The sequence below is a fragment of the Streptomyces sp. NPDC059787 genome (assembly GCF_042732315.1).
In the GTDB taxonomy this organism is placed as follows: domain Bacteria; phylum Actinomycetota; class Actinomycetes; order Streptomycetales; family Streptomycetaceae; genus Streptomyces; species Streptomyces atrovirens.
On sequence record NZ_JBHWHX010000016.1, the window covers coordinates 91,387 to 110,852 of the forward strand.

At 71.3% G+C, this 19,466-nt stretch carries 17 protein-coding genes and 1 tRNA gene; 7 read left to right on the forward strand and 11 right to left on the reverse strand.

Going from position 1 to position 19,466, the window contains the following annotated elements:
- Positions 1–22 precede the first annotated feature (22 nt).
- A complete protein-coding gene (locus ACFV5H_RS17745; protein WP_385195679.1) occupies positions 23–826 on the forward strand; it encodes a trans-aconitate 2-methyltransferase in 804 nt (267 codons plus the stop codon).
- Positions 826–1,185, forward strand: coding sequence for a VOC family protein (locus ACFV5H_RS17750; protein WP_385195681.1), 360 nt, complete (start codon positions 826–828; stop codon positions 1,183–1,185). Before ACFV5H_RS17745 ends, ACFV5H_RS17750 begins: the two co-directional genes overlap by 1 nt.
- Here the strand turns inward: ACFV5H_RS17750 and ACFV5H_RS17755 are convergent.
- Positions 1,182–1,859 carry a TetR family transcriptional regulator gene (locus ACFV5H_RS17755; RefSeq protein ID WP_385046569.1) on the reverse strand — a complete coding sequence of 226 codons (678 nt, stop codon included), beginning with the start codon at positions 1,857–1,859 and terminating at the stop codon, positions 1,182–1,184. The two genes, ACFV5H_RS17750 and ACFV5H_RS17755, sit on opposite strands and share 4 nt — an antisense overlap.
- On the reverse strand, positions 1,856–2,869 hold the full coding sequence (locus tag ACFV5H_RS17760; protein ID WP_385046566.1) for an acyl-CoA desaturase: 1,014 nt from the start codon (positions 2,867–2,869) through the stop codon (positions 1,856–1,858). The genes ACFV5H_RS17755 and ACFV5H_RS17760 overlap by 4 nt, the downstream gene beginning before the upstream one ends.
- A gap of 291 nt (positions 2,870–3,160) precedes the next feature.
- On the opposite strand from ACFV5H_RS17760, the gene ppc reads away from it, so the two are divergent.
- Positions 3,161–5,893 (forward strand): phosphoenolpyruvate carboxylase, encoded by a 2,733-nt coding sequence (ppc, locus tag ACFV5H_RS17765; protein WP_385046563.1) that lies wholly within the window; start codon positions 3,161–3,163, stop codon positions 5,891–5,893.
- Positions 5,894–5,954: 61 nt separating this feature from the next.
- Here ppc and ACFV5H_RS17770 read toward each other — a convergent pair whose 3' ends face one another.
- From ACFV5H_RS17770 to ACFV5H_RS17800, 7 genes are all read right to left on the reverse strand, one after another.
- Positions 5,955–6,440 (reverse strand): hypothetical protein, encoded by a 486-nt coding sequence (locus ACFV5H_RS17770; RefSeq protein ID WP_385195683.1) that lies wholly within the window; start codon positions 6,438–6,440, stop codon positions 5,955–5,957.
- A 110-nt stretch (positions 6,441–6,550) separates the two neighbouring features.
- On the reverse strand, positions 6,551–7,162 hold the full coding sequence (gene pth / locus ACFV5H_RS17775) for an aminoacyl-tRNA hydrolase (protein WP_385046557.1): 612 nt from the start codon (positions 7,160–7,162) through the stop codon (positions 6,551–6,553).
- A 70-nt stretch (positions 7,163–7,232) separates the two neighbouring features.
- The gene (locus ACFV5H_RS17780) at positions 7,233–7,832 is read right to left on the reverse strand and encodes a 50S ribosomal protein L25/general stress protein Ctc (RefSeq protein ID WP_385050224.1); all 600 of its coding nucleotides are present in this window, start codon (positions 7,830–7,832) and stop codon (positions 7,233–7,235) included.
- 228 nt (positions 7,833–8,060) lie between these two features.
- Positions 8,061–9,041 (reverse strand): ribose-phosphate diphosphokinase, encoded by a 981-nt coding sequence (locus ACFV5H_RS17785; RefSeq protein ID WP_385050226.1) that lies wholly within the window; start codon positions 9,039–9,041, stop codon positions 8,061–8,063.
- Positions 9,042–9,129: 88 nt separating this feature from the next.
- The gene (gene glmU, locus ACFV5H_RS17790) at positions 9,130–10,575 is read right to left on the reverse strand and encodes a bifunctional UDP-N-acetylglucosamine diphosphorylase/glucosamine-1-phosphate N-acetyltransferase GlmU (RefSeq protein ID WP_385195685.1); all 1,446 of its coding nucleotides are present in this window, start codon (positions 10,573–10,575) and stop codon (positions 9,130–9,132) included.
- Positions 10,576–10,697: 122 nt separating this feature from the next.
- Positions 10,698–10,768, reverse strand: a tRNA-Gln gene (locus tag ACFV5H_RS17795).
- A gap of 6 nt (positions 10,769–10,774) precedes the next feature.
- A complete protein-coding gene (locus ACFV5H_RS17800) occupies positions 10,775–11,647 on the reverse strand; it encodes a hypothetical protein (RefSeq protein ID WP_385195688.1) in 873 nt (290 codons plus the stop codon).
- Between the two features lie 167 nt (positions 11,648–11,814).
- Between ACFV5H_RS17800 and ACFV5H_RS17805 the strand changes: the two genes are divergently transcribed.
- Positions 11,815–13,125, forward strand: a complete 1,311-nt coding sequence (locus ACFV5H_RS17805; protein WP_385050232.1) for a sensor histidine kinase — start codon at positions 11,815–11,817, stop codon at positions 13,123–13,125.
- A 40-nt stretch (positions 13,126–13,165) separates the two neighbouring features.
- Here ACFV5H_RS17805 and ACFV5H_RS17810 read toward each other — a convergent pair whose 3' ends face one another.
- Together ACFV5H_RS17810 and ACFV5H_RS17815 are read right to left on the reverse strand one after the other, a co-directional pair.
- Complete coding sequence (locus ACFV5H_RS17810; RefSeq protein ID WP_385050234.1) at positions 13,166–13,660, reverse strand: SUKH-3 domain-containing protein; 495 nt, start codon at positions 13,658–13,660, stop codon at positions 13,166–13,168.
- A gap of 41 nt (positions 13,661–13,701) precedes the next feature.
- Entirely contained in the window at positions 13,702–14,229 is a 528-nt protein-coding gene (locus ACFV5H_RS17815) for a YwqJ-related putative deaminase (RefSeq protein ID WP_385195690.1), read from the reverse strand.
- A gap of 352 nt (positions 14,230–14,581) precedes the next feature.
- On the opposite strand from ACFV5H_RS17815, the gene ACFV5H_RS17820 reads away from it, so the two are divergent.
- From ACFV5H_RS17820 to ACFV5H_RS17830, 3 genes are all read left to right on the forward strand, one after another.
- Positions 14,582–15,601 (forward strand): SMI1/KNR4 family protein, encoded by a 1,020-nt coding sequence (locus tag ACFV5H_RS17820; protein ID WP_385050237.1) that lies wholly within the window; start codon positions 14,582–14,584, stop codon positions 15,599–15,601.
- A 9-nt stretch (positions 15,602–15,610) separates the two neighbouring features.
- Positions 15,611–18,361: an SUKH-4 family immunity protein gene (locus ACFV5H_RS17825; protein WP_385195693.1), complete on the forward strand. Its 2,751-nt coding sequence runs from the start codon at positions 15,611–15,613 to the stop codon at positions 18,359–18,361.
- 203 nt (positions 18,362–18,564) lie between these two features.
- Positions 18,565–19,449: a cellulose-binding protein gene (locus tag ACFV5H_RS17830; RefSeq protein ID WP_385195695.1), complete on the forward strand. Its 885-nt coding sequence runs from the start codon at positions 18,565–18,567 to the stop codon at positions 19,447–19,449.
- Positions 19,450–19,466 lie beyond the last annotated feature (17 nt).

Here is a 19,466-nt window from a genome sequence, read left to right on the forward strand (position 1 = left end):
CCGTCGGTCATCAGGAGGCCCCATGTCCGCAGCGACCCCTGTCTGGGACCCGGCCCAGTACCTGCGTCACGCCGGTCACCGCACCCGGCCCTTCACCGACCTGCTCGCCCGCGTCCCGGAGCTTCCGGGGGACCCGCCCCGCATCGCCGACCTCGGCTGCGGCGCCGGGAACGTCACGGCCCTGCTCGCCGACCGCTGGCCCGCCGCCCGCATCACCGGCTACGACAACTCGCCCGAGATGCTCGACAAGGCCCGCGCCGACCACGGGGGCGGCAGCCTCGGCTTCGCCCACGCCGACGTCCGTACCTGGGTGCCGGACGGGTCGTACGGCCTGATCGTCAGCAACGCCACGCTGCAGTGGGTTCCGGGACACGCGGAGCGGTTCCGTGACTGGGTCGAAGGGATCGCCCCCGGCGGCACCTTCGCCTTCCAGGTGCCCGGCAACTTCGACGCCCCCAGCCATGCACTGATGCGCGAACTGGCCGCCTCCCCGCGCTGGCGGGCCCGCCTGGCCGACGTCCTGCGCCACGACGACGCCGTCCTCCGCCCCGAGGACTACCTGGAGCGGCTGACCGCCCTCGGCTGCACGACCGACGCCTGGGAGACGACGTACATCCACCTGCTGACCGGGGAGGACCCGGTCCTCGACTGGGTCAAGGGCACGGGCCTGCGTCCCGTCCTCACCGCCCTCGCCGACGATCCGGAGGCTCTGGAGGCCTTCGTCGCCGAGTACCGCGCGGCTCTGCGGGCCGCGTATCCGGCGGGCCCCCACGGCACCCCGTTCCCGTTCCGCCGCGTCTTCGCGGTCGCCGTCAGGGAGGCGTGATGCTCACCGCCGTCGACCATGTGCAGCTCGCCGCCCCGCCCGGCTCCGAGGAGAGGCTGCGCGCGTACTACGCCGATGTCCTCGGCATGACCGAGACGCCGAAGCCGCCCGCCCTGGCGGCGCGCGGCGGCTGTTGGTTCGAGGCCGGAGACGTACGCCTCCACCTGGGCATCGAGGACGACTTCCGGCCCGCGGGAAAGGCCCACCCCGGCCTGCTGGTGACCGGCATCGAGGCGTACGCCGCCCGCCTGGCCGCCCACGGCGCCCCGGTCACCTGGGACGACGACCTCCCGGGCCACAGACGCTTCTACTCCGAGGACCCGGTGGGCAACCGCCTGGAGTTCCTGGAGTCCCGCTAGGACTTCCGGTGACCTATCAGCCGGGGCTTCGGCTCCAGGCCGTCCAGGCCGTGCCAGGCCAGGTTGACCAGGTGGGCCGCCACCTCCGCCTTCTTCGGCCTGCGGACGTCCAGCCACCACTGGCCCGTCAGCGCGACCATCCCGACCAGGGCCTGCGCGTACAGCGGGGCCAGCTTGGGGTCGAAGCCGCGGCTCTTGAACTCACGGCCCAGGATGTCCTCCACCTGGGTGGCGATGTCCGAGATCAGCGAGGCGAAGGAGCCCGTCGACTGGGGGATGGGGGAGTCGCGGACCAGGATGCGGAAGCCGTCCGTGTACTCCTCGATGTAGTCGAGGAGCGCGAACGCCGCCTGCTCGCACAGTTCGCGGGGATGGCCGGCCGTCAGCGAGCCGGTCACCATGTCCAGCAGGCGCCGCATCTCGCGGTCCACCACCACCGCGTACAGGCCCTCCTTGCCGCCGAAGTGCTCGTACACCACCGGCTTGGAGACCCCGGCCTTCGCCGCGATCTCCTCCACCGACGTGCCTTCGAAGCCCTTCGCCGCGAACAGGGTGCGGCCGATCTCCAGCAGCTGCTGGCGGCGCTCCGCACCGGTCATCCGGGTGCGACGCGCACGCCGCGGCTTGTCGTTGCTCGGGGTGCTGCTGGAGTCGGTCGCCACGGCGACCATCATGCCGCCTCGACGGGTTCCTTCCCGCGCCGGGCGCCGCCTTCCGAGGTGTTGCGGCGCGAATCGATACGCGAGCGTGACGGCCACCGCACGTCGGAGGCCCAGCCCAGCTGCTCGAACCAGCGGATCAGCCGGGCGGAGGAATCGAGCTGCCCGCGCTCCACACCGTGCCGCGCGGATGTCGGGTCGGCGTGGTGCAGGTTGTGCCAGGACTCACCGCAGGACAGGACCGCCAGCCACCACACGTTGCCCGAACGGTCCCGCGACTTGAACGGACGCTTGCCGACCGCGTGGCAGATCGAGTTGATCGACCACGTCACATGGTGCAGCAGCGCCACCCGGACGAGCGACCCCCAGAAGAAGCCGGTGAACGCGCCCCACCAGGACATGGTGACCAGCCCGCCGATCAGCGCGGGCAGCGCCAGCGACAGCGCCGTCCAGAAGATGAACTGCCGGGAGATCGCCCGCAGGGTCCTGTCCTTGATCAGGTCCGGCGCGTACTTTTCCTGCGAAGTCTGCTCCTCGTCGAACATCCAGCCGATGTGCGCCCACCACAGGCCCTTCATCAGCGCCGGGACCGTCTCCCCGTACCGCCACGGCGAATGCGGGTCGCCCTCCGCGTCGGAGAACTTGTGGTGCTTGCGGTGGTCGGCCACCCACCGCACCAGCGGGCCCTCCACCGCCATCGACCCGGCGATCGCCAGCGCGATCTTCAACGGCCGCTTCGCCTTGAACGAACCGTGCGTGAAGTGGCGGTGGAAGCCGATGGTGATGCCGTGGCAGCCGAGGTAGTAGAAGAAGACCAGCAGACCGAGGTCCAGCCAGCTCACCCCCCACCCCCACGCCAGCGGCACCGCCGCCACCAGCGCCAGGAAGGGAACGGTGATGAAGAGCAGCAGCGTGATCTGCTCGACGGAGCGCTTGCGCTCACCGCCCAGCGTGGCGGAGGGCGCGGCGTCGTCGGACTCGGGTTGTTTCGGAGCTTCGTGCAGCACGTCGGAGCCTGAGGTCATGCGTGTCCCCTGTGGGGTATGTGGACTGAGGGTGGGTGCCGGGCCGTCGGAAGCGCACCGCATTCCTACGCTTCCGTAACCTACGGCAACGTAAGTATGGCAGTGCGTAGCCCGTCGGCAAGAGCCCGTCGGCCTGCGCGTCCGGACCGACACCTATCCTTGAAGTCGGTCGGACAGCGCGGTCCGCTCTGATTTCTTCCCGGACGTCCGGCCCGCAAGCGGCGCACGCCGCGCGAGACGCCGTCCGGGTTCCCTCCCAGACGAGCTTCAACACTGCAAGGAGCCGCACCTGTGAGCAGTGCCGACGACCAGACCACCACGACGAGCAGCGAGCTGCGTGCCGACATCCGCCGACTGGGTGATCTCCTGGGCGAGACCCTGGTACGGCAGGAGGGCCCGGAGCTGCTCGACCTCGTCGAGAAGGTGCGCCGACTCACCCGTGAGGACGGCGAGGCCGCCGCCGAGCTGCTGCGGGGCACCGAACTGCAGACCGCGGCCAAGCTGGTGCGCGCGTTCTCCACCTACTTCCACCTCGCCAACGTCACCGAGCAGGTGCACCGCGGCCGCGAACTGCGCGCCCGCCGCGCCGCCGAGGGCGGACTGCTCTCCCGCACCGCCGACCGCCTCAAGGACGCCGACCCCGAGCACCTGCGCGAGACGGTCCGCAACCTCAACATCCGGCCCGTCTTCACCGCCCACCCCACCGAGGCCGCCCGCCGCTCCGTCCTCAACAAGCTCCGCCGGATCGCCGCCCTCCTCGACACCCCGGTCATCGCCTCCGACCGGCGCCGTCTGGACACCCGGCTCGCCGAGAACATCGACCTCGTCTGGCAGACCGACGAACTGCGCGTGGTCCGCCCCGAGCCCGCCGACGAGGCCCGCAACGCCATCTACTACCTCGACGAACTGCACGCCGGCGCGGTCGGCGACGTCCTGGAGGACCTCACGGCGGAGCTGGAGCGCGTCGGCGTCCACCTCCCCGACGACACCCGCCCCCTCACCTTCGGCACCTGGATCGGCGGCGACCGCGACGGCAACCCCAACGTCACCCCCCAGGTCACCTGGGACGTCCTCATCCTCCAGCACGAACACGGCATCAACGACGCCCTGGAGATGATCGACGAACTGCGCGGCTTCCTCTCCAACTCCATCCGCTACGCGGGTGCGACGGAGGAGCTGCTCGCCTCCCTCCAGGCCGACCTCGAGGCCCTGCCCGAGATCAGCCCCCGCTACAAGCGGCTCAACGCCGAGGAGCCCTACCGGCTCAAGGCCACCTGCATCCGGCAGAAGCTGGAGAACACCAAGCTCCGCCTCGCCAAGGGCACCGCCCACGAGCCCGGCCGCGACTACCTCGGCACCGGTGAACTCCTCGCCGACCTGCGGATCATCCAGGCCTCCCTGCGCGAACACCGCGGCGGCCTCTTCGCCGACGGCCGCCTCGCCCGTACGATCCGCACCCTGGCCGCCTTCGGCCTCCAGCTCGCCACCATGGACGTACGCGAACACGCCGACGCCCACCACCACGCCCTCGGCCAGCTCTTCGACCGGCTCGGCGAGGAGTCGTGGCGCTACGCCGACATGCCCCGCGAGTACCGGTCCAAGCTCCTCGCCAAGGAGCTCAGGTCACGCCGTCCGCTCGCCCCCACCCCGGCGCCCGTCGACGCCGCCGGCGAGAAGACCCTCGGCGTGTTCCAGACCGTCAAGCGCGCCCTGGAGGTCTTCGGACCCGAGGTCGTCGAGTCGTACATCATCTCCATGTGCCAGGGCGCCGACGACGTCTTCGCCGCCGCCGTCCTCGCCCGCGAGGCCGGACTCATCGACCTGCACGCCGGCTGGGCGAAGATCGGCATCGTGCCCCTCCTGGAGACCACCGACGAGCTCAAGGCCGCCGACACCATCCTCGAGGACATGCTCGCCGACCCCTCCTACCGGCGCCTCGTCGCGCTGCGCGGGGACGTCCAGGAGGTCATGCTCGGCTACTCCGACTCCTCCAAGTTCGGCGGCATCACCACCAGCCAGTGGGAGATCCACCGCGCCCAGCGCCGCCTGCGCGACGTCGCCCACCGCTACGGCGTACGGCTGCGCCTCTTCCACGGCCGCGGCGGCACCGTCGGCCGCGGCGGCGGCCCCACCCACGACGCCATCCTCGCCCAGCCCTGGGGCACCCTCGAAGGCGAGATCAAGGTCACCGAACAGGGCGAGGTCATCTCCGACAAGTACCTCATCCCCTCCCTCGCCCGGGAGAACCTGGAACTGTCCGTCGCGGCCACCCTCCAGGCATCCGCCCTGCACACCGCGCCCCGCCAGTCCGACGAGGCCCTCGCCCGCTGGGACGCCGCCATGGACGTCGTCTCCGACGCCGCCCACACGGCCTACCGGAGGCTCGTCGAGGACCCCGACCTGCCGACGTACTTCCTGGCCTCCACGCCGGTCGACCAGCTCGCCGACCTGCACCTGGGCTCGCGGCCCTCCCGCCGCCCCGGCTCGGGCGTCTCGCTCGACGGACTGCGCGCCATCCCGTGGGTGTTCGGCTGGACCCAGTCCCGGCAGATCGTCCCCGGCTGGTACGGCGTCGGCTCCGGCCTCAAGGCCCTGCGCGAGGCCGGCCTGGACACCGTCCTGGACGAGATGCACCAGCAGTGGCACTTCTTCCGCAACTTCATCTCCAACGTCGAGATGACCCTCGCCAAGACCGACCTGCGCATCGCCCAGCACTACGTCGACACCCTCGTCCCCGACGAGCTCAAGCACGTCTTCGACGCCATCAAGGCCGAGCACGAGCTCACCGTCACCGAGGTCCTGCGCGTCACCGGCGAACGGGAACTCCTCGACGCCGACCCGGTCCTCAAGCAGACCTTCGCCATCCGCGACGCCTACCTGGACCCGATCTCCTACCTCCAGGTGGCCCTCCTCAAGCGCCAGCGCGACGCCGCCGGCGCGGACGAACAGCCCGACCCGCTGCTCGCCCGCGCCCTGCTGCTCACCGTCAACGGTGTCGCGGCCGGCCTGCGCAACACCGGCTGACCCGCCGGAAAGAAGGGGTGCCCCCGGCCTCGTACGGCCGGGGACACCCCTCGTTCCCGTTTCAGACGGCCAGGAAAGCCGCCGTCAGCAGCGCCGTCCCCGACAGCGCCAGCACCCACGCCGCCCGTGTCCGCAGCAGACCGCCCGCCACGACGACCGACGTCAGCAGCAGCGCGCCGCCCAGCGGAACCCACGCGTGGAGAATCCCGGCGGGACCCGCACGCACGGCGTCCGTACCGCCCGGCTTCAGCACCACCGTGTACGTCCGCCCCTCCTCCACGGCCACCGAGTTCTCCAGCACGACCTCCGCGCGCGGCTGCGACCCCTGCGACTGCGGTGTGTACGGCCCCGTACACGTCTTCGCGTCGCACCGCGTCACCTCCACCGTGCCGCGCTCACGCCCCTTCGTCAGCATCGCGTGCTGCGCCGTGCCCCACGACGCCCACACACCCGCGATCAGGATCAGCGCGGCGACCGTGCCCATCGCCGCGAACCGGCCGAACCGCAGGGCGGAGGAGCCACGGGAGGAGCGGGCAGCGGGAGACATGGCCGAGATCCTTGGCCATGACCTTGCGGTCGGTCAACTCCGGGCGGGATCCGGCGGACTCCAGCAGGCTCCGAAGGGGGGACAAGTCCACCGATGCGCCCATCGGCGCATCACGAGTTGTACGTGCTCTGCGCCCGCTCCAGCCCCTCGATCACCAGACACTCCACCGCGTCCGCCGCCCGGTCCACGAAGTAGTCCAGCTCCTTGCGCTCCGCCGACGAGAAGTCCTTCAGCACGAAGTCCGCCACCTGCATCCGCCCCGGCGGCCGCCCGATCCCGAACCGCGCCCGGTGGTACTCCCGCCCGAACGCCTTCGTCAGCGACTTCAGCCCGTTGTGACCGTTGTCCCCGCCACCCAGCTTCAGCCGCAGCGTCCCGTAGTCGATGTCCAGCTCGTCGTGGACCGCGACCACCCGCTCCGCCGGCACCTTGTAGAACTCCCGCAGCGCGTTCACCGGCCCGCCCGACAGATTCATGTACGACATCGGCTTCGCCAGGATCACCCGCCGGTTCTCCGACCCCGGCGGACCGATCCGGCCCTCCACGACCTGCGCCTGAGCCTTGCCGGCCCGCTTGAACCGGCCCCCCATCCGCTCCGCCAGCAGATCCGCCACCATGAACCCCACGTTGTGGCGGTTCATCGCGTACTCCGGCCCCGGATTGCCCAGCCCCACGACCAGCCAGGGACCCGCCGCACCCGCCGCATCCGTCGTCACGCCCATGTCTCCCTCATACGCGTCGGCCGCTGCCCCGCGCGGGAACAGCGGCCGACGAAACGACTCCGAAAGAGGATCAGGCCTCGGCGGCCTCTTCACCCTCGCCCGCGGCACCCTCGGCGGGCGCCTCCTCGGCCTGCGCGGCCAGCACCTGGAGGACCACCGCGTCCTCCTCGACGGCCAGCTTGGTGCCCTTCGGGAGGGTGATGTCCTTGGCGAGGACGGAGGCACCGGCCTCCAGACCCTCGACGGACACCGTCACGCTCTCCGGGATGTGCGTGGCCTCGGCCTCGACCGGCAGCGCGGACAGCACGTGCTCCAGCAGGTAGCCACCCGGGGCCAGCTCGCCCTCGGCCTGGACCGGGATCTCGACCTGGACCTTCTCGCCGCGCTTCACCAGCAGCAGGTCCACGTGCTCCAGGAAGCCCTTCAGCGGGTCACGCGACACGGCCTTCGGGATCGCCAGCTCGTTCGTCTTGCCGTCGATGTCCAGCGCGATCAGCACGTTCGGCGTACGCAGCGCGAGCAGCAGCTCGTGGCCCGGAAGGGTCAGGTGCAGCGGGTCCGAACCGTGCCCGTACAGCACACCCGGAACCTTGTTGTCACGGCGGATACGGCGCGCGGCACCCTTGCCGAACTCGGTGCGCGTCGCGGCGGAGATCTTCACCTCGGACATGGTCACTCCTCGAAGTCAGAAACGGACGTGGTCACCCGGCCACGAACGGCCTGCTACGAAGAGCGCGTCGATAACGGACAGCCGACCCCGCCTCGTGAAAAGCGGAACGGCCTCCCTCGCCGAGCAACTTCAGCAGTCTACTCGGACCAGGAGGCCGCACCCAAAACGATCACCGGGAGAGCCTGTGCAGAACCCTTACTGCACGGCTCTCACAGCGCTCACTCGCTCTTACTGCTCGTCGAACAGGCTCGTCACCGAGCCGTCCTGGAACACCTCACGCGCCGCACGCGCGATCGTCGGCGCGATCGACAGCACCTTGATCTTGTCGAGGGACTCGCTCAGCTCACCCGGCGTCGGCAGCGTGTTCGTGAACACGAACTCACTCACCCGAGAGTTCTTCAGCCGGTCCGCCGCCGGACCCGACAGCACACCGTGTGTCGCCGTCACGATCACGTCCTCCGCACCGTGCGCGAACAACGCGTCCGCCGCGGCGCAGATCGTGCCACCCGTGTCGATCATGTCGTCCACCAGGACGCAGATGCGCCCCTTCACGTCACCCACGACCTCGTGCACCGTGACCTGGTTCGCCACGTCCTTGTCCCGGCGCTTGTGCACGATCGCCAGCGGCGCACCCAGCCGGTCGCACCAACGGTCCGCCACCCGCACACGGCCCGCGTCCGGAGACACCACCGTCAGCTTCGAACGGTCCACCTTCGCACCCACGTAGTCCGCGAGGAGCGGCAGTGCGAAGAGATGGTCGACGGGCCCGTCGAAGAAACCCTGGATCTGGTCCGTGTGCAGATCCACGGCCAGCAGCCGGTCCGCACCCGCCGTCTTCATCAGGTCCGCGATCAGACGCGCCGAAATCGGTTCACGACCCCGGTGCTTCTTGTCCTGCCGCGCGTAACCGTAGAACGGCACGATCACCGTGATGGACCTGGCCGACGCACGCTTCAGCGCGTCGATCATGATCAACTGCTCCATGATCCACTTGTTGATCGGAGCGGTGTGGCTCTGGATCAGGAAACAGTCGGCACCACGGGCCGACTCCTGATACCGCACATAGATCTCACCGTTGGCGAAGTCGAAAGCCTTCGTCGGGACGACCCCGACCTCCAGCTGTTGGGCGACCTCCTCGGCAAGCTCGGGGTGGGCGCGGCCGGAGAAGAACATCATCTTCTTCTCGCCGGTCGTCTTGATCCCGGTCACAGCACAATCTCCTCAGAGGTGTCGCAGCTGATGGCGGTGCGGAAGTGCACTTATCACGGTACGCCCTGTTCGAGAGGGCCGAATCCGGTCAGTCCTCGGCGGCCGGCTCCCGCGAAGCCGCCTCCGCCGCCTTCGCGGCAGCACTCCCCGGACGCTTACGAGCCACCCAACCCTCGATATTCCGCTGCTGGCCGCGGGCCACGGCCAGCGAACCCGGCGGCACATCCTTCGTGATCACCGACCCGGCAGCCGTGTAAGCGCCGTCCCCGATCGTGACAGGCGCCACAAACATGTTGTCCGAACCCGTCTTGCAGTGCGACCCGACCGTCGTGTGATGTTTGTCCTGCCCGTCGTAATTGACGAACACACTCGCCGCACCGATGTTCGAGAACTCGCCGATCGTCGCATCCCCCACATACGACAGATGCGGAACCTTCGTCCCCTCACCGATCGACGCGTTCTTCGTCTCCACGTACGTACCGATCTTCGCCCTGCGCGCCAGCCGCGACCCCGGACGCAGATACGCGTACGGCCCCACACTCGCCTCGGAACCCACCTCGGAACCCACCGCCACCGTGTTGTCCACCCGCGCCCCCGCACCCACACGGGTGTCCGTCAGCCGCGAGTTCGGCCCGACCTCACACCCCTCGGCGAGATGCGTGGACCCGTGCAACTGCGTCCCCGGGTGAACCACCACGTCCTGCTCGAACGTCACCGTCACATCGACCCACGTCGTCGCCGGATCGATCACCGTGACACCCGACAGCATGGCGGCGGTCAGCAGACGGTCATTGAGGATCCGCCGCGCCTCGGAGAGCTGCACCCGGTTGTTGATCCCCGCGATCTCCCGGTGGTCCCCCGCCACCGACGCACCCACCCGGTGCCCCGCCTCGCGCAGGATCCCGAGCACGTCCGTCAGGTACTCCTCGCCCTGGCTGTTGTCCGTCCGCACCTTCTTCAGCGCGTCCGCCAGCAACGCCCCGTCGAACGCGAACACACCCGAGTTGATCTCCCGGATCGCCCGCTGCGTGTCCGACGCGTCCTTGTGCTCCACGATCGCCGTGACGGCACCGCCGTCGTCCCGCACGATCCGCCCGTAGCCGGTCGCGTCCGGCACCTCGGCCGTCAGCACCGTCACCGCGTTGCCGTCGGCGGTGTGCGTGGCCGACAGCTGCCGCAGCGTCCCACCCGTCAGCAACGGGGTGTCACCACATACGACGACCACGGTCCCGTCCACGGAACCGCCCAGCTCCTCCAGCCCCATCCGTACGGCGTGACCCGTACCGTTCTGCTCCGCCTGCACGGCGGTACGCACCTCGGGGGCGACCTCGGCGAGGTGCGCGGTCACCTGCTCGCGGGCGTGACCCACGACGACGACCAGGTTCTCCGGCTCCAGCTCACCGGCTGCGGCGAGCACATGACCCACCAGGGAACGGCCACAGATGTCGTGCAGGACCTTCGGTGTGGCCGACTTCATACGGGTGCCCTCACCCGCTGCGAGAACGACGACGGCTGCCGGGCGACTGGTGCTCACGGGATGCCCTTCGGCTGTGATGGGGGTGGGGGTGACATCCGCAGGATACCGGGGTGGTTTCGGGGCCGACATGAGAGCGGGTCCTGACCAGTGACCGGTCAGGACCCGAACTTGAGCATGTGCTCCCGGGGGAGGACTCGAACCCCCATGATCAGAGCCAAAATCTGACGTCTTGCCCTTAGACGACCCGGGATTACCGCTATGTCCGATTTGCTAGATCGGCTGCGGTGGCAGCCCCTACTATGCCGTACCACCAGCCTTCGATGCGACGGTACAGCTCGGCACCTTGCAGGACGGTGATCGCGAGGCAGCCTCGATAGCCGTCGCCGACGTTCTTACGGACGGTCTTGGGGTTGTGCTTCTTGATGGTCGTTTTCTGGAGCAGTGAGACGTCAACGCCCAATAGGTTGGCCCAGTAGCTCTCGGCGCCCTCGATGTCAGCCGTCTCGTGGATCATGACCCTGCAGCGCAAGCGACTGCGCTCCACTCCCAGCAAGTCCAGCCAGGCGAGGTAGACATGGATCACGCCGGGGTCGCTGTTGATGAACTGCACGTTCTCGCGCCTGGCGTACGGCTTGTCCTTGGAGCCCTCAGCCCAATAGAGAGCCACGCCGGCAATGAAGAGTTCGCGGTCAGTCAGTGTGCCGATCTCGCTCGCGGCGGCCGTCTTGGTCCGCTGCCGCTCCTCCTCGCGCAACCGGAGCGTGGCTTCCCAGCCCCGCCTTGCGATCGCCGAAGCCTCCTCACGGCTTCGTTTCCGCTCCGGCTTCGGCAGATCCCGTACCCACAGCGAGATCGAGCCCTTGGAGCAGCCCAGCTCGACCTGGATCCGGTCGTACGTCCAGCCCTGGAGCCGGAGCTCCCTCGCCTTCTCCCGTAGGTCGTCCTTGGCGTTCGGTCGTTTCGTCCATTCCGGGGCCGGCTCGCCCTGGAGGAGGCGGTTGAGGATGTCGTTGTTGTCGACGTGGAGCCGGTCGCGGATCTGGCGTCGGCTCAGTCCCGCCCGTCGCAGGGCGACCGCCTGTTCCCGCAACCTCTCGAAGTCGGCGTATTTGCCGGGTGCATGTGTCACACGCATACCGTCCGGGCGGAATGGCCGATTCCTGTCTCGAACGGTGGCCGATTCAGCAGTTCGAGGGATTTCAGGTCGTATCGCAGCTGATCAGTCACCCTGTGTGGTGTGGCCCGGTCGTGGAAACTCGCCGGAAAAGCGGCCTCGCCCGCCCGTAGGCTGGACGCATGACCACGACGGGGGAAGAGCTGGTGGCGGCCCGGGGAGGGCCGTGGTGGTGGGACAGGCGGCGTAGTGCCGTGTTCGATGTGGGCCTAGCGGTGGTGTCCGCGCTGGAGTGCGGGCTGGAGGGGGTCCCGTTCGCGCGGGAGGCGGGGGTGCCGGCGGCCGTGGGGGTCGTGTTCGGTGTGCTGGCCGGTTCCGTGCTGCTGGTGCGGAGGCGGTGGCCGATCGCGGTGGTGCTGGTGGCGATCGCGGTGACGCCGGCCGCGATGGGTTTCCTGATGGGCGTCGTCGGCCTGTACTCGCTGGCCGCGTCCGAGGTGCCGCGTCGGATCATCGCGTCGCTGGCCGGGATGCAGTCGGTGGGTGTGCTCATCGTGATGTTCGTGCGGATGCGGCAGAACCTGGCGCGGGGGGAGCTGGACGTCGGGGACTGGATCGTGCCGTTCGCGTCGATCACGATGGCGATCGGGGTGACGGCGCCGCCGTTGTTGCTGGGGCTGTACGTGGGGGCGCGGCGGCGGTTGATGGAGAGTCTGCGGGAGCGGGCGGACAGCCTGGAGCGGGAGCTCCAGTTGCTCGCGGAGCGGGCCGAGGAGCGGGCGGAGTGGGCGCGGGGCGAGGAGCGGACGCGGATCGCGCGTGAGATGCACGACGTGGTGGCGCACCGGGTGAGTCTGATGGTGGTGCATGCCGCCGCGCTTCAGGCGGTGGCGCGGAAGGATCCGGAGAAGGCCGTGAGGAACGCCGCTCTGGTGGGGGACATGGGGCGGCAGGCGCTGACGGAGTTGCGGGAGATGCTCGGGGTGCTGCGCTCGGGCGGGGACGGGGGGCAGCGGCGGGAGCGGGCGTCGGTGCCGTTGGCGGCGGTGGGGGTGGCCGCGGCGGCTGCCGCGTCCCGTGCGGTGGAGGAGGGTGAGGGGCCGTGTCTGTCGGAGATCGAGGAGTTGGTGGGGCAGTCGGCGGCTGCGGGGATGGTGGTCGATCTGTCGGTGGAGGGGGAGTCGCGGTCGTGTGCGCGGGAGGTGGAGTCGACGGCGTACCGGGTGGTGCAGGAGGCGTTGACGAACGTGCACAAGCATGCGGCGGGTGCGAAGGCGTATGTGCGTCTGGCGTACCGGGTGTCGGAGATCGCGATGCAGGTGGAGAACGAGCCGCCGCCGGAGGCGGGGGCGGGGGCGTCGGCGGGGTTGCCGTCGGGGGGGAACGGTCTGGTGGGGATGAAGGAGCGGGTGTCGGCGTTGGGCGGGGTGTTCGTGTCGGGGCCGACGGATGCGGGGGGTTTCCGGGTGTCGGCGGTGATTCCGGCGTCGTAGTCCGGCCGTCGTCCGGTCCTCGTCCGGTTGTCTTCCGGGTTCAGCCGGTGGTGAGGCGTGTGGGCTGGATGCCGGAGACGAGGGTGGCGAGGGCGTGGTCGATGTCGGGGCCGAGGTACCAGTCGCCGGTGTGGTCGAGGGCGTAGGCGCGGCCCTGGGCGTCGATGGCGAGGAGTGCCTGGGTGTCGGTCTCGGTGCCGAGGGGGCAGACCTCGGTGTCGAGGGCGCGGCCGAGGTCGCCGAGGGTGCGGGCGAGGTGGAGGCCGTGGAGGGGGTCGAGGTGGAGGGTCGCGGGGGCGACTTGGCGGCCGGGCCCTGTGGGGTCGATGTGGAGTCCGCCGAATTCGGCCCAGGCTTCGACGGCGGCGGGGAAGACGGTGTGGCGGTGTCCGGCGGGTGAGGTGTGGTCGCGGAGGGTGTCGGCCCAGATTTCGGCTTGTTTGATGTTCCAGCGTCCGGGTTGCCAGCCGGCGGTGCGCAGCGCGGCGTCGACGGGTACGGCGAAGCGGGTGGTGGAGGTGCGGTCGGTGTGCATCTGCCCTTAGCTCGTCTGGGTCGTGGGGGTGGGGGCTGGGTTCAGCCGGTGGTGGCGGGGTCGACCAGGCGGACGCCGAAGTGGGCGGTGAGGGCGGTGCAGGCGCGGCAGGGGGTGGCGTAGGCGCCGTGGAGGGGGTCGCCGTCCTCGCGGATGCGGCGGGTGGTGAGTTTGGCGTGTTTGAGGGTTCTGCGGGCTTCGCCGTTGGTCATGGGTTTGCGTGCGGCGCGTTTGCTGCGGGCGGCGTCGGCGGTGGTGAGGTGCCGGGAGATGAGGATGGTCTCGGCGCAGCGGCCGGTGAAGCGGTCGCGTTGGTCGCTGGTGAGGGTGTCGAGGAAGTCCTGGACGAGGGGGTGCAGGGCGGGGGGTGTGTCGCCGCGGGCGGCGGTGCAGGTGAGGGTGGCGCCGCGGACGGAGAGGGCGGCGGCGATGGTGGGGAGGATGCCGTCGCGGCGGTGGTGGAGGGTGGGGGTGTGGGGGGTTTCGGTGGTGCTCCAGCCGATGCGGGGGTCGCCGGAGCGGGGGTCGCCGGATGGGCCGTTGTGCGGCCCTGTCTGCGTCACGTTCATGATCGTCATCCCCTCCCGAGCATCCCCCCGGAGGTCACAGGGTGCCAAATGGCGTGGCTGATGTGGAAGCTGGGTCGGGGTGACACGCCCGGGTTTGGGCGGACCGTCACGGGAGGGTGACGGCTGGTCACGGAAGCGGAAGGGCGGATGGGCGGTGCCGGTGACCGGTGGAGTCGTACCGCATAGGCTGTCGGCACCGCGATCCATGCGGTGATCCGCGCGGTGGTGTGTGCGGGCGCCGTGGGGGTCGTGGCGGTAAGCAGTCGAGACAGACGTGACAGTCGAATACGTTCCGTAGCGGTCCGAAGGTGGGCGGTGCGGGACGTACGGAGTGCCGCAGGGGGCAATCGCCATGACGACAGGTCGGCTCGGGCTGGGGGCGCTTCCCGGCCGCCAGGCTGGGGGCGAAGCCGCGCCGCCGAACGCGGCCTATGCGGGGCAGGTCGTGCACTTCCCGGATCCGGTGCGGGCGGCCCGTCACCCGAGAGGGGTACGGGTGGACGAGCGGGGGTATCCCGATTTCTCGCCCTACGCGCGTGCGGCGGCGGAGGTGGCGGAGCCGCCGGAGGGCTTCGGCGTGGACGAGTTGCGGCTGACGGATTACGTGTCGGCGAACGCGGCGCTGGCGGCGAGCGGTCATGAGCTGTGGGACACGGTGCCGGCGGTGGCGACGCCGCACGGCTGGACGTGGCATCACGTGGTGGGGTCGCGGCGGCTGGAGCTGGTGCCGGTCGAGGTGAAGGCGTTGCTGCGGCATCACGGTGGGGTGGTGACGTCGGCGGTGGACCACGGCAAGCGGGGCACGCGGCCGTTGCAGGAGACGCGTCCGGCGCATTTCGGGCTGCCGAAGTCGGGTGTGGCGGTGACGGAGTCGCAGGTGCTGGGGGTCGAGGAGGAGCTCGGGTACCGGCTGCCGGGTGCGTACCGGTCGTTCCTGAAGGCGGCGGGTGGTTGTGCGCCGGTGGGGACGGCGCTGGACGCGGGGCTGGGGCTGCTGGTGGACCAGCCGTTCTTCACGGTGCGGGACGAGGCGGCGGTCAATGACCTCGTGTACGTCAACAAGTGTCTGCGGGACCATCTGACCAAGGACTATCTGTGCGTCGGTTTCGTGCAGGGTGGTCTGCTGGCCGTGAAGGTGCGGGGCGAGCGGCAGGGCTCGGTGTGGTTCTGCGCGTACGACGACGCGCGGGACGTGGATCCGTCGTGGTCGCCGGCCGAGCGGGTGGAGCGGCTGCTGTTGTCGTGCGGGGACGACTTCGATGTGTTCCTGTCCCGGCTGGCCGGGTCTCCGCCGGAGCTGGATACGGTGGCGAATCTGATGGTGGACGGTGGGTTCGCGCGTGCCGTTCCGGTTTCTTCCGCGGGGGAGTGAGCTTCGGCGATGGTGACGTTCGCGCAGGCGCAGGAGCGCGCGGAGGAGTGGGTCAACGGGGATGTGCCGTCGTACCAGCATCGTGAGGTGCGGGTGCGGGAGTTCGACCTCGGGTTCGTGGTGTGGGCGGAGGACCGTGCGGACGGGCCCCGTTCGGACGGGGGTGCGCAGCGGCTGGTGATCGCCCGCGACAGCGGTGAGGCGACGCTGTGGCCGGCGCTGCCGGTGGGTGAGGTGATCCGCCGGTACGAGGAGGAGTACGGCCGTGACGACTCGGCGCCCGAGCCGGTGCCGGCGCCTGCGGCGCGGGTGGATCTGAACCAGACGTCGTTCTTGCTGAGTCCGCCGGAGTGGTTGCAGGAGGCGGCGGACCGGCTGGGGATTCCGGATCGGCGGGGGGAGGGTGCGGGGTCGTCCGCGGCGTCGGCTGCCGGGTCGGCTTCGGACTCGTCCGCGGGTCCGGCATCGGGTTCGACTCCGGCATCGGGTTCGACTCCGGGTTCCGGTTCGACTCCGGGTTCCGGTTCGTCCGCGGGTTCGACTCCGGGTTCCGGTTCGTCCGCGGTTTCGGATGCGGTTCCCGCTTCGGACTCGGTTTCCGGTTCGGGGTCGTCCGCGGCTCCGGATGCGAGTTGGGCTTCGGGCGCCGGCGGTGCGGCTCCGGCCTCGTCCGCGGGTTCCGCTCCGGGTCCGGCGGGCGCGGCTGCCGGTCCTTCGGGAGCGGGTTCCGGCGCGGGGGCTTCCGCGCCGGGTGAGGGGAGCGGTGCCGCGTGGCCCGCCGCCGGGGGGAGCGCGGGGGCCGGTGCGCCGGTCGGGGCGACTCCGTGGGCCGGTACGGACACCAACGCCGACGCCGGTGAGGACCGTTCCGTTCCGCTGCCGGAGACCGTGTTCGCGCCGCAGCTGGGCGAGTCCGGTGACGGCACTCCGCCGCCCGCGACTCCGCCGGAGGCGATGACGGCGCTGATGTCGGGCGGCAGCGGGCTTCCGCCGACGGCCGTCGCGCCGGCGCTCCAGGACCCCGGTGCGCCGCAGGGAGCACCGGGTACGCCGCCGCCCGCGCAGGGCGGTGCGCCGTACGGTCGTCCGCAGGGGCCCGGCGGTGCGCCCACGCCTCCGCCGGCCGGTCCGGGTGCGCCGGAGCGTCCGCTCGCGCCGGACGCCGGGGACATCGCGGACGCCGCGACCAGCAAGGCGGCTCCGCCTCCGCGGCGCGGCCCGGGTGCGACGACCCCGCCTCCGCCGGGTGCTCCGGGGACTCCGGGTGCGCGTCCGGGCGGTACGCCCGCGCCGCCGTCCGCTCCGGCGGGCGGGTACGTGCCGACGCAGATGGTGTCGTCGCTCGGCCCCGACGGGCCGGGGGCGCCGGGTGGTCCGACCCCGCCGCCGGGGACGCCGGCCCCGCCTCCGCCGCCCGGTGGTGCCCACCACGCGGCGACGATGCTCGCCGGTCCGGGTGTGCCCCGGCCTCCGGGCCCGCCCGGCACCCCTGGTGCGCCCCAGCCTCCCGGTCCTCCCGCCGCCCCGGGTGCTCCCGGCGCTCCGCAGCCTCCGGGGCCGCCCGGTACTGCCGGGGGCGGGCGTGGGCCCGTGCATCACGCGGAGACCGTGCTGGCCGCGCCGCCGGTGGCGGGGCCCGGTGTGCCGCCGCCCCCGGCGCCCCCGGGGGTGCCCGGCGGTGCTCCGCCGATGCCGCCCGGCGGGATGCCCCCCGGTACGCCGCCGCCCGGTGTTCCCGTGCCGGGGCAGCCGCCGGCGTACGGCTATCCGCAGCCGCCCGCCGGTCAGCCGACCGTCGGCCCCGGCTACCAGGCCGTGCTGCGCTACCGCGCGCAGGACGGCAGCGAGCAGCAGCTGATCCGGCGTTCGGCGCCGGGTACGCCGCACCCGGAGTGGCAGATCTTCCACGAGCTGCGTGCGATGAACGTGCCGCCGGGCCAGGTGCTGGAGCTGCACACCGAGCTGGAGTCGTGCGAGCTGCCGGGTGCGTACTGCGCGCGGATGATCCGGGAGCAGTGGCCGCAGGCGCGGATCACGTCCATCGCCCCGTACGGCACCGATCACGCGAGCCGGCAGCAGGGGATGGGGCAACTGCTGGCCCATCAGGGCGAGTTGCATCAAGTGGCGGACGGTCCGGCGCGTCCCGCGCCGGTGCGTGCGCCGATTCCGCCGGTGCAGCCCGTGCCGCCGGTTCCGCCGGAGGCGATCGCGCAGGAGCTGGCGGGGGCGTTCGGGCCGGGTGTGTTCCGGTTCGAGCAGGCGGCGGTGTCCCGGCAGGGTGTGCCGCCGGTCGTGGCGCACACCCTGGTGGTGGCGGGGCTGCCGCTGGACATGGGGCCGTTCTTCTGGGCGCAGGCGCAGCCGGGCCGTCCGGTGCCGACGCTGGCGGAGCTGGCGGCGGAGCGGGGTGTGCAGCCGGCTTCGGACGCGGGCTCGTACCTGGTGATGGGCAGCGACTTCGGCAAGGCGATCTGTGTGCAGTACGGCACGGCGAACATCGTCGCGGTGCCGGTGGAGTCCGGGCCGGGCGGTGCGCCGGTTCCGCCGCAGTTCGTGAACACCGGTCTGCCGGAGTTCGCGCGCTGTCTGGCGCTGCTGGGCCGGATGTGGCGGCTGCGGTTCGGGCTGAACCAGGAGCAGGCGGGCCGCTGGACGGTGGACTTCCAGGCGCAGTTGGCCGCGCTGGACCCGGCGGCGCTGGGTTCGCCGGAGAGCTGGTGGTCGGTGCTGCTGGAGCAGATGTGGGACGGGTTGTTGTGACCCCTCACGGGTGAACCCCGTGTGACGTGAGGAGCCGGGCCCGGTCGTCAGGACGACCGGGCCCGGCTTTTGCGTGCCCTCCTCGCGGAGTGTCGCGTTATGAACACTTCCGTGTCATCCACCAAGATGTGCGCGATTCATCCCATTTCGTGCTCGGTCTTTCGTGCTGGGCTTCGTGTCCGTCGGTGGAGAGGGGTTCCAGGGTGAGCAGCGCATCGGTGTCGTCGCAGGGCTTCGAGGTCGTACGGGGGCGTGGCTACCGTCCTTTGCAGGTGATCGCGTACGTCGAGGGCGTCTCGGCTCGTCGTGACGCCGCCTGGGAGCGGGCCGCGCGGCTCACCGTCCTCGCCCGGGAGATGGAGGAGGAGCTGGAGCTGCTGCGGGTGCGGGTGGCGGGGCTGGCGCCGCAGACGTACGAGTCGCTGGGGGAGAGCGCGCGGCGGCTGTTCGGGCTGGCCGGGGATGAGGCGGCGGCCGTGCGGGAGTCGGCGCGGCAGTACGCGCGGGACGTGACGGACCTGGCGGAGGACGACGCGGCCGGCGTGCGGGAGGCCGCGCGGGCGCACGCCGGGGCCGTACGCGCCGAGGCCGACGAGCATGCCGGGGAGGTGCTGCTGGCGGCCCGCGCGGAGGCCGACCGGATCCGGACCGAGGCCCGGCTGGAGGTGAAGGAGCGGCGCGCACAGACGCTGGCGGTGCTGCGGGAGATGCGGGAGCGCACTTCCGGGATGCTCGCCGAGGCGGCCGGGGAGCAGGCGGAACGGCTGGACGCGGTGGCGCGTGAGGAGGGGGAGCGGGTGGCCGCGCTGGAGGCCCGGCACGCCGAGGCGGAGGAGCGTGCCGAGCGTGCGCTGGCCGAGGCGCGGCAGGTCTTCGCCGACGCGGAGGAGTCGGCGCGGCGCCGCGCGGAGGAGGCGCGGGAGCGGGCGGCGGAGCTGCTCGCCGGGGCACGCGTCCGCGCGGAGGGCGTCGCGCGGGAGACCGAGCGGGTGCTGCGCGAGCACGCCGGGACGCGGGAGGACGTACAGGCGCAGCTGGACCAGGTGTGTGCCGGTCTCAGCGCGCTGACGGGCCGGGCCGTGGAGTGAGCCGGCCCCGGGGCCTT

Coding starts and splice junctions, on each gene's coding strand:
- ACFV5H_RS17745 (WP_385195679.1), top strand. CDS start 23: ATGTCCGCAGCGACCCCTGTCTGGGACCCGGCCCAGTACCTGCGTCAC.
- ACFV5H_RS17750 (WP_385195681.1), top strand. CDS start 826: ATGCTCACCGCCGTCGACCATGTGCAGCTCGCCGCCCCGCCCGGCTCC.
- ACFV5H_RS17755 (WP_385046569.1), bottom strand. CDS start 1,859: ATGATGGTCGCCGTGGCGACCGACTCCAGCAGCACCCCGAGCAACGAC.
- ACFV5H_RS17760 (WP_385046566.1), bottom strand. CDS start 2,869: ATGACCTCAGGCTCCGACGTGCTGCACGAAGCTCCGAAACAACCCGAG.
- ACFV5H_RS17770 (WP_385195683.1), bottom strand. CDS start 6,440: ATGTCTCCCGCTGCCCGCTCCTCCCGTGGCTCCTCCGCCCTGCGGTTC.
- pth (WP_385046557.1), bottom strand. CDS start 7,162: ATGGGCGTGACGACGGATGCGGCGGGTGCGGCGGGTCCCTGGCTGGTC.
- ACFV5H_RS17780 (WP_385050224.1), bottom strand. CDS start 7,832: ATGTCCGAGGTGAAGATCTCCGCCGCGACGCGCACCGAGTTCGGCAAG.
- ACFV5H_RS17805 (WP_385050232.1), top strand. CDS start 11,815: ATGACCACGACGGGGGAAGAGCTGGTGGCGGCCCGGGGAGGGCCGTGG.
- ACFV5H_RS17810 (WP_385050234.1), bottom strand. CDS start 13,660: ATGCACACCGACCGCACCTCCACCACCCGCTTCGCCGTACCCGTCGAC.
- ACFV5H_RS17815 (WP_385195690.1), bottom strand. CDS start 14,229: ATGAACGTGACGCAGACAGGGCCGCACAACGGCCCATCCGGCGACCCC.
- ACFV5H_RS17820 (WP_385050237.1), top strand. CDS start 14,582: ATGACGACAGGTCGGCTCGGGCTGGGGGCGCTTCCCGGCCGCCAGGCT.
- ACFV5H_RS17825 (WP_385195693.1), top strand. CDS start 15,611: ATGGTGACGTTCGCGCAGGCGCAGGAGCGCGCGGAGGAGTGGGTCAAC.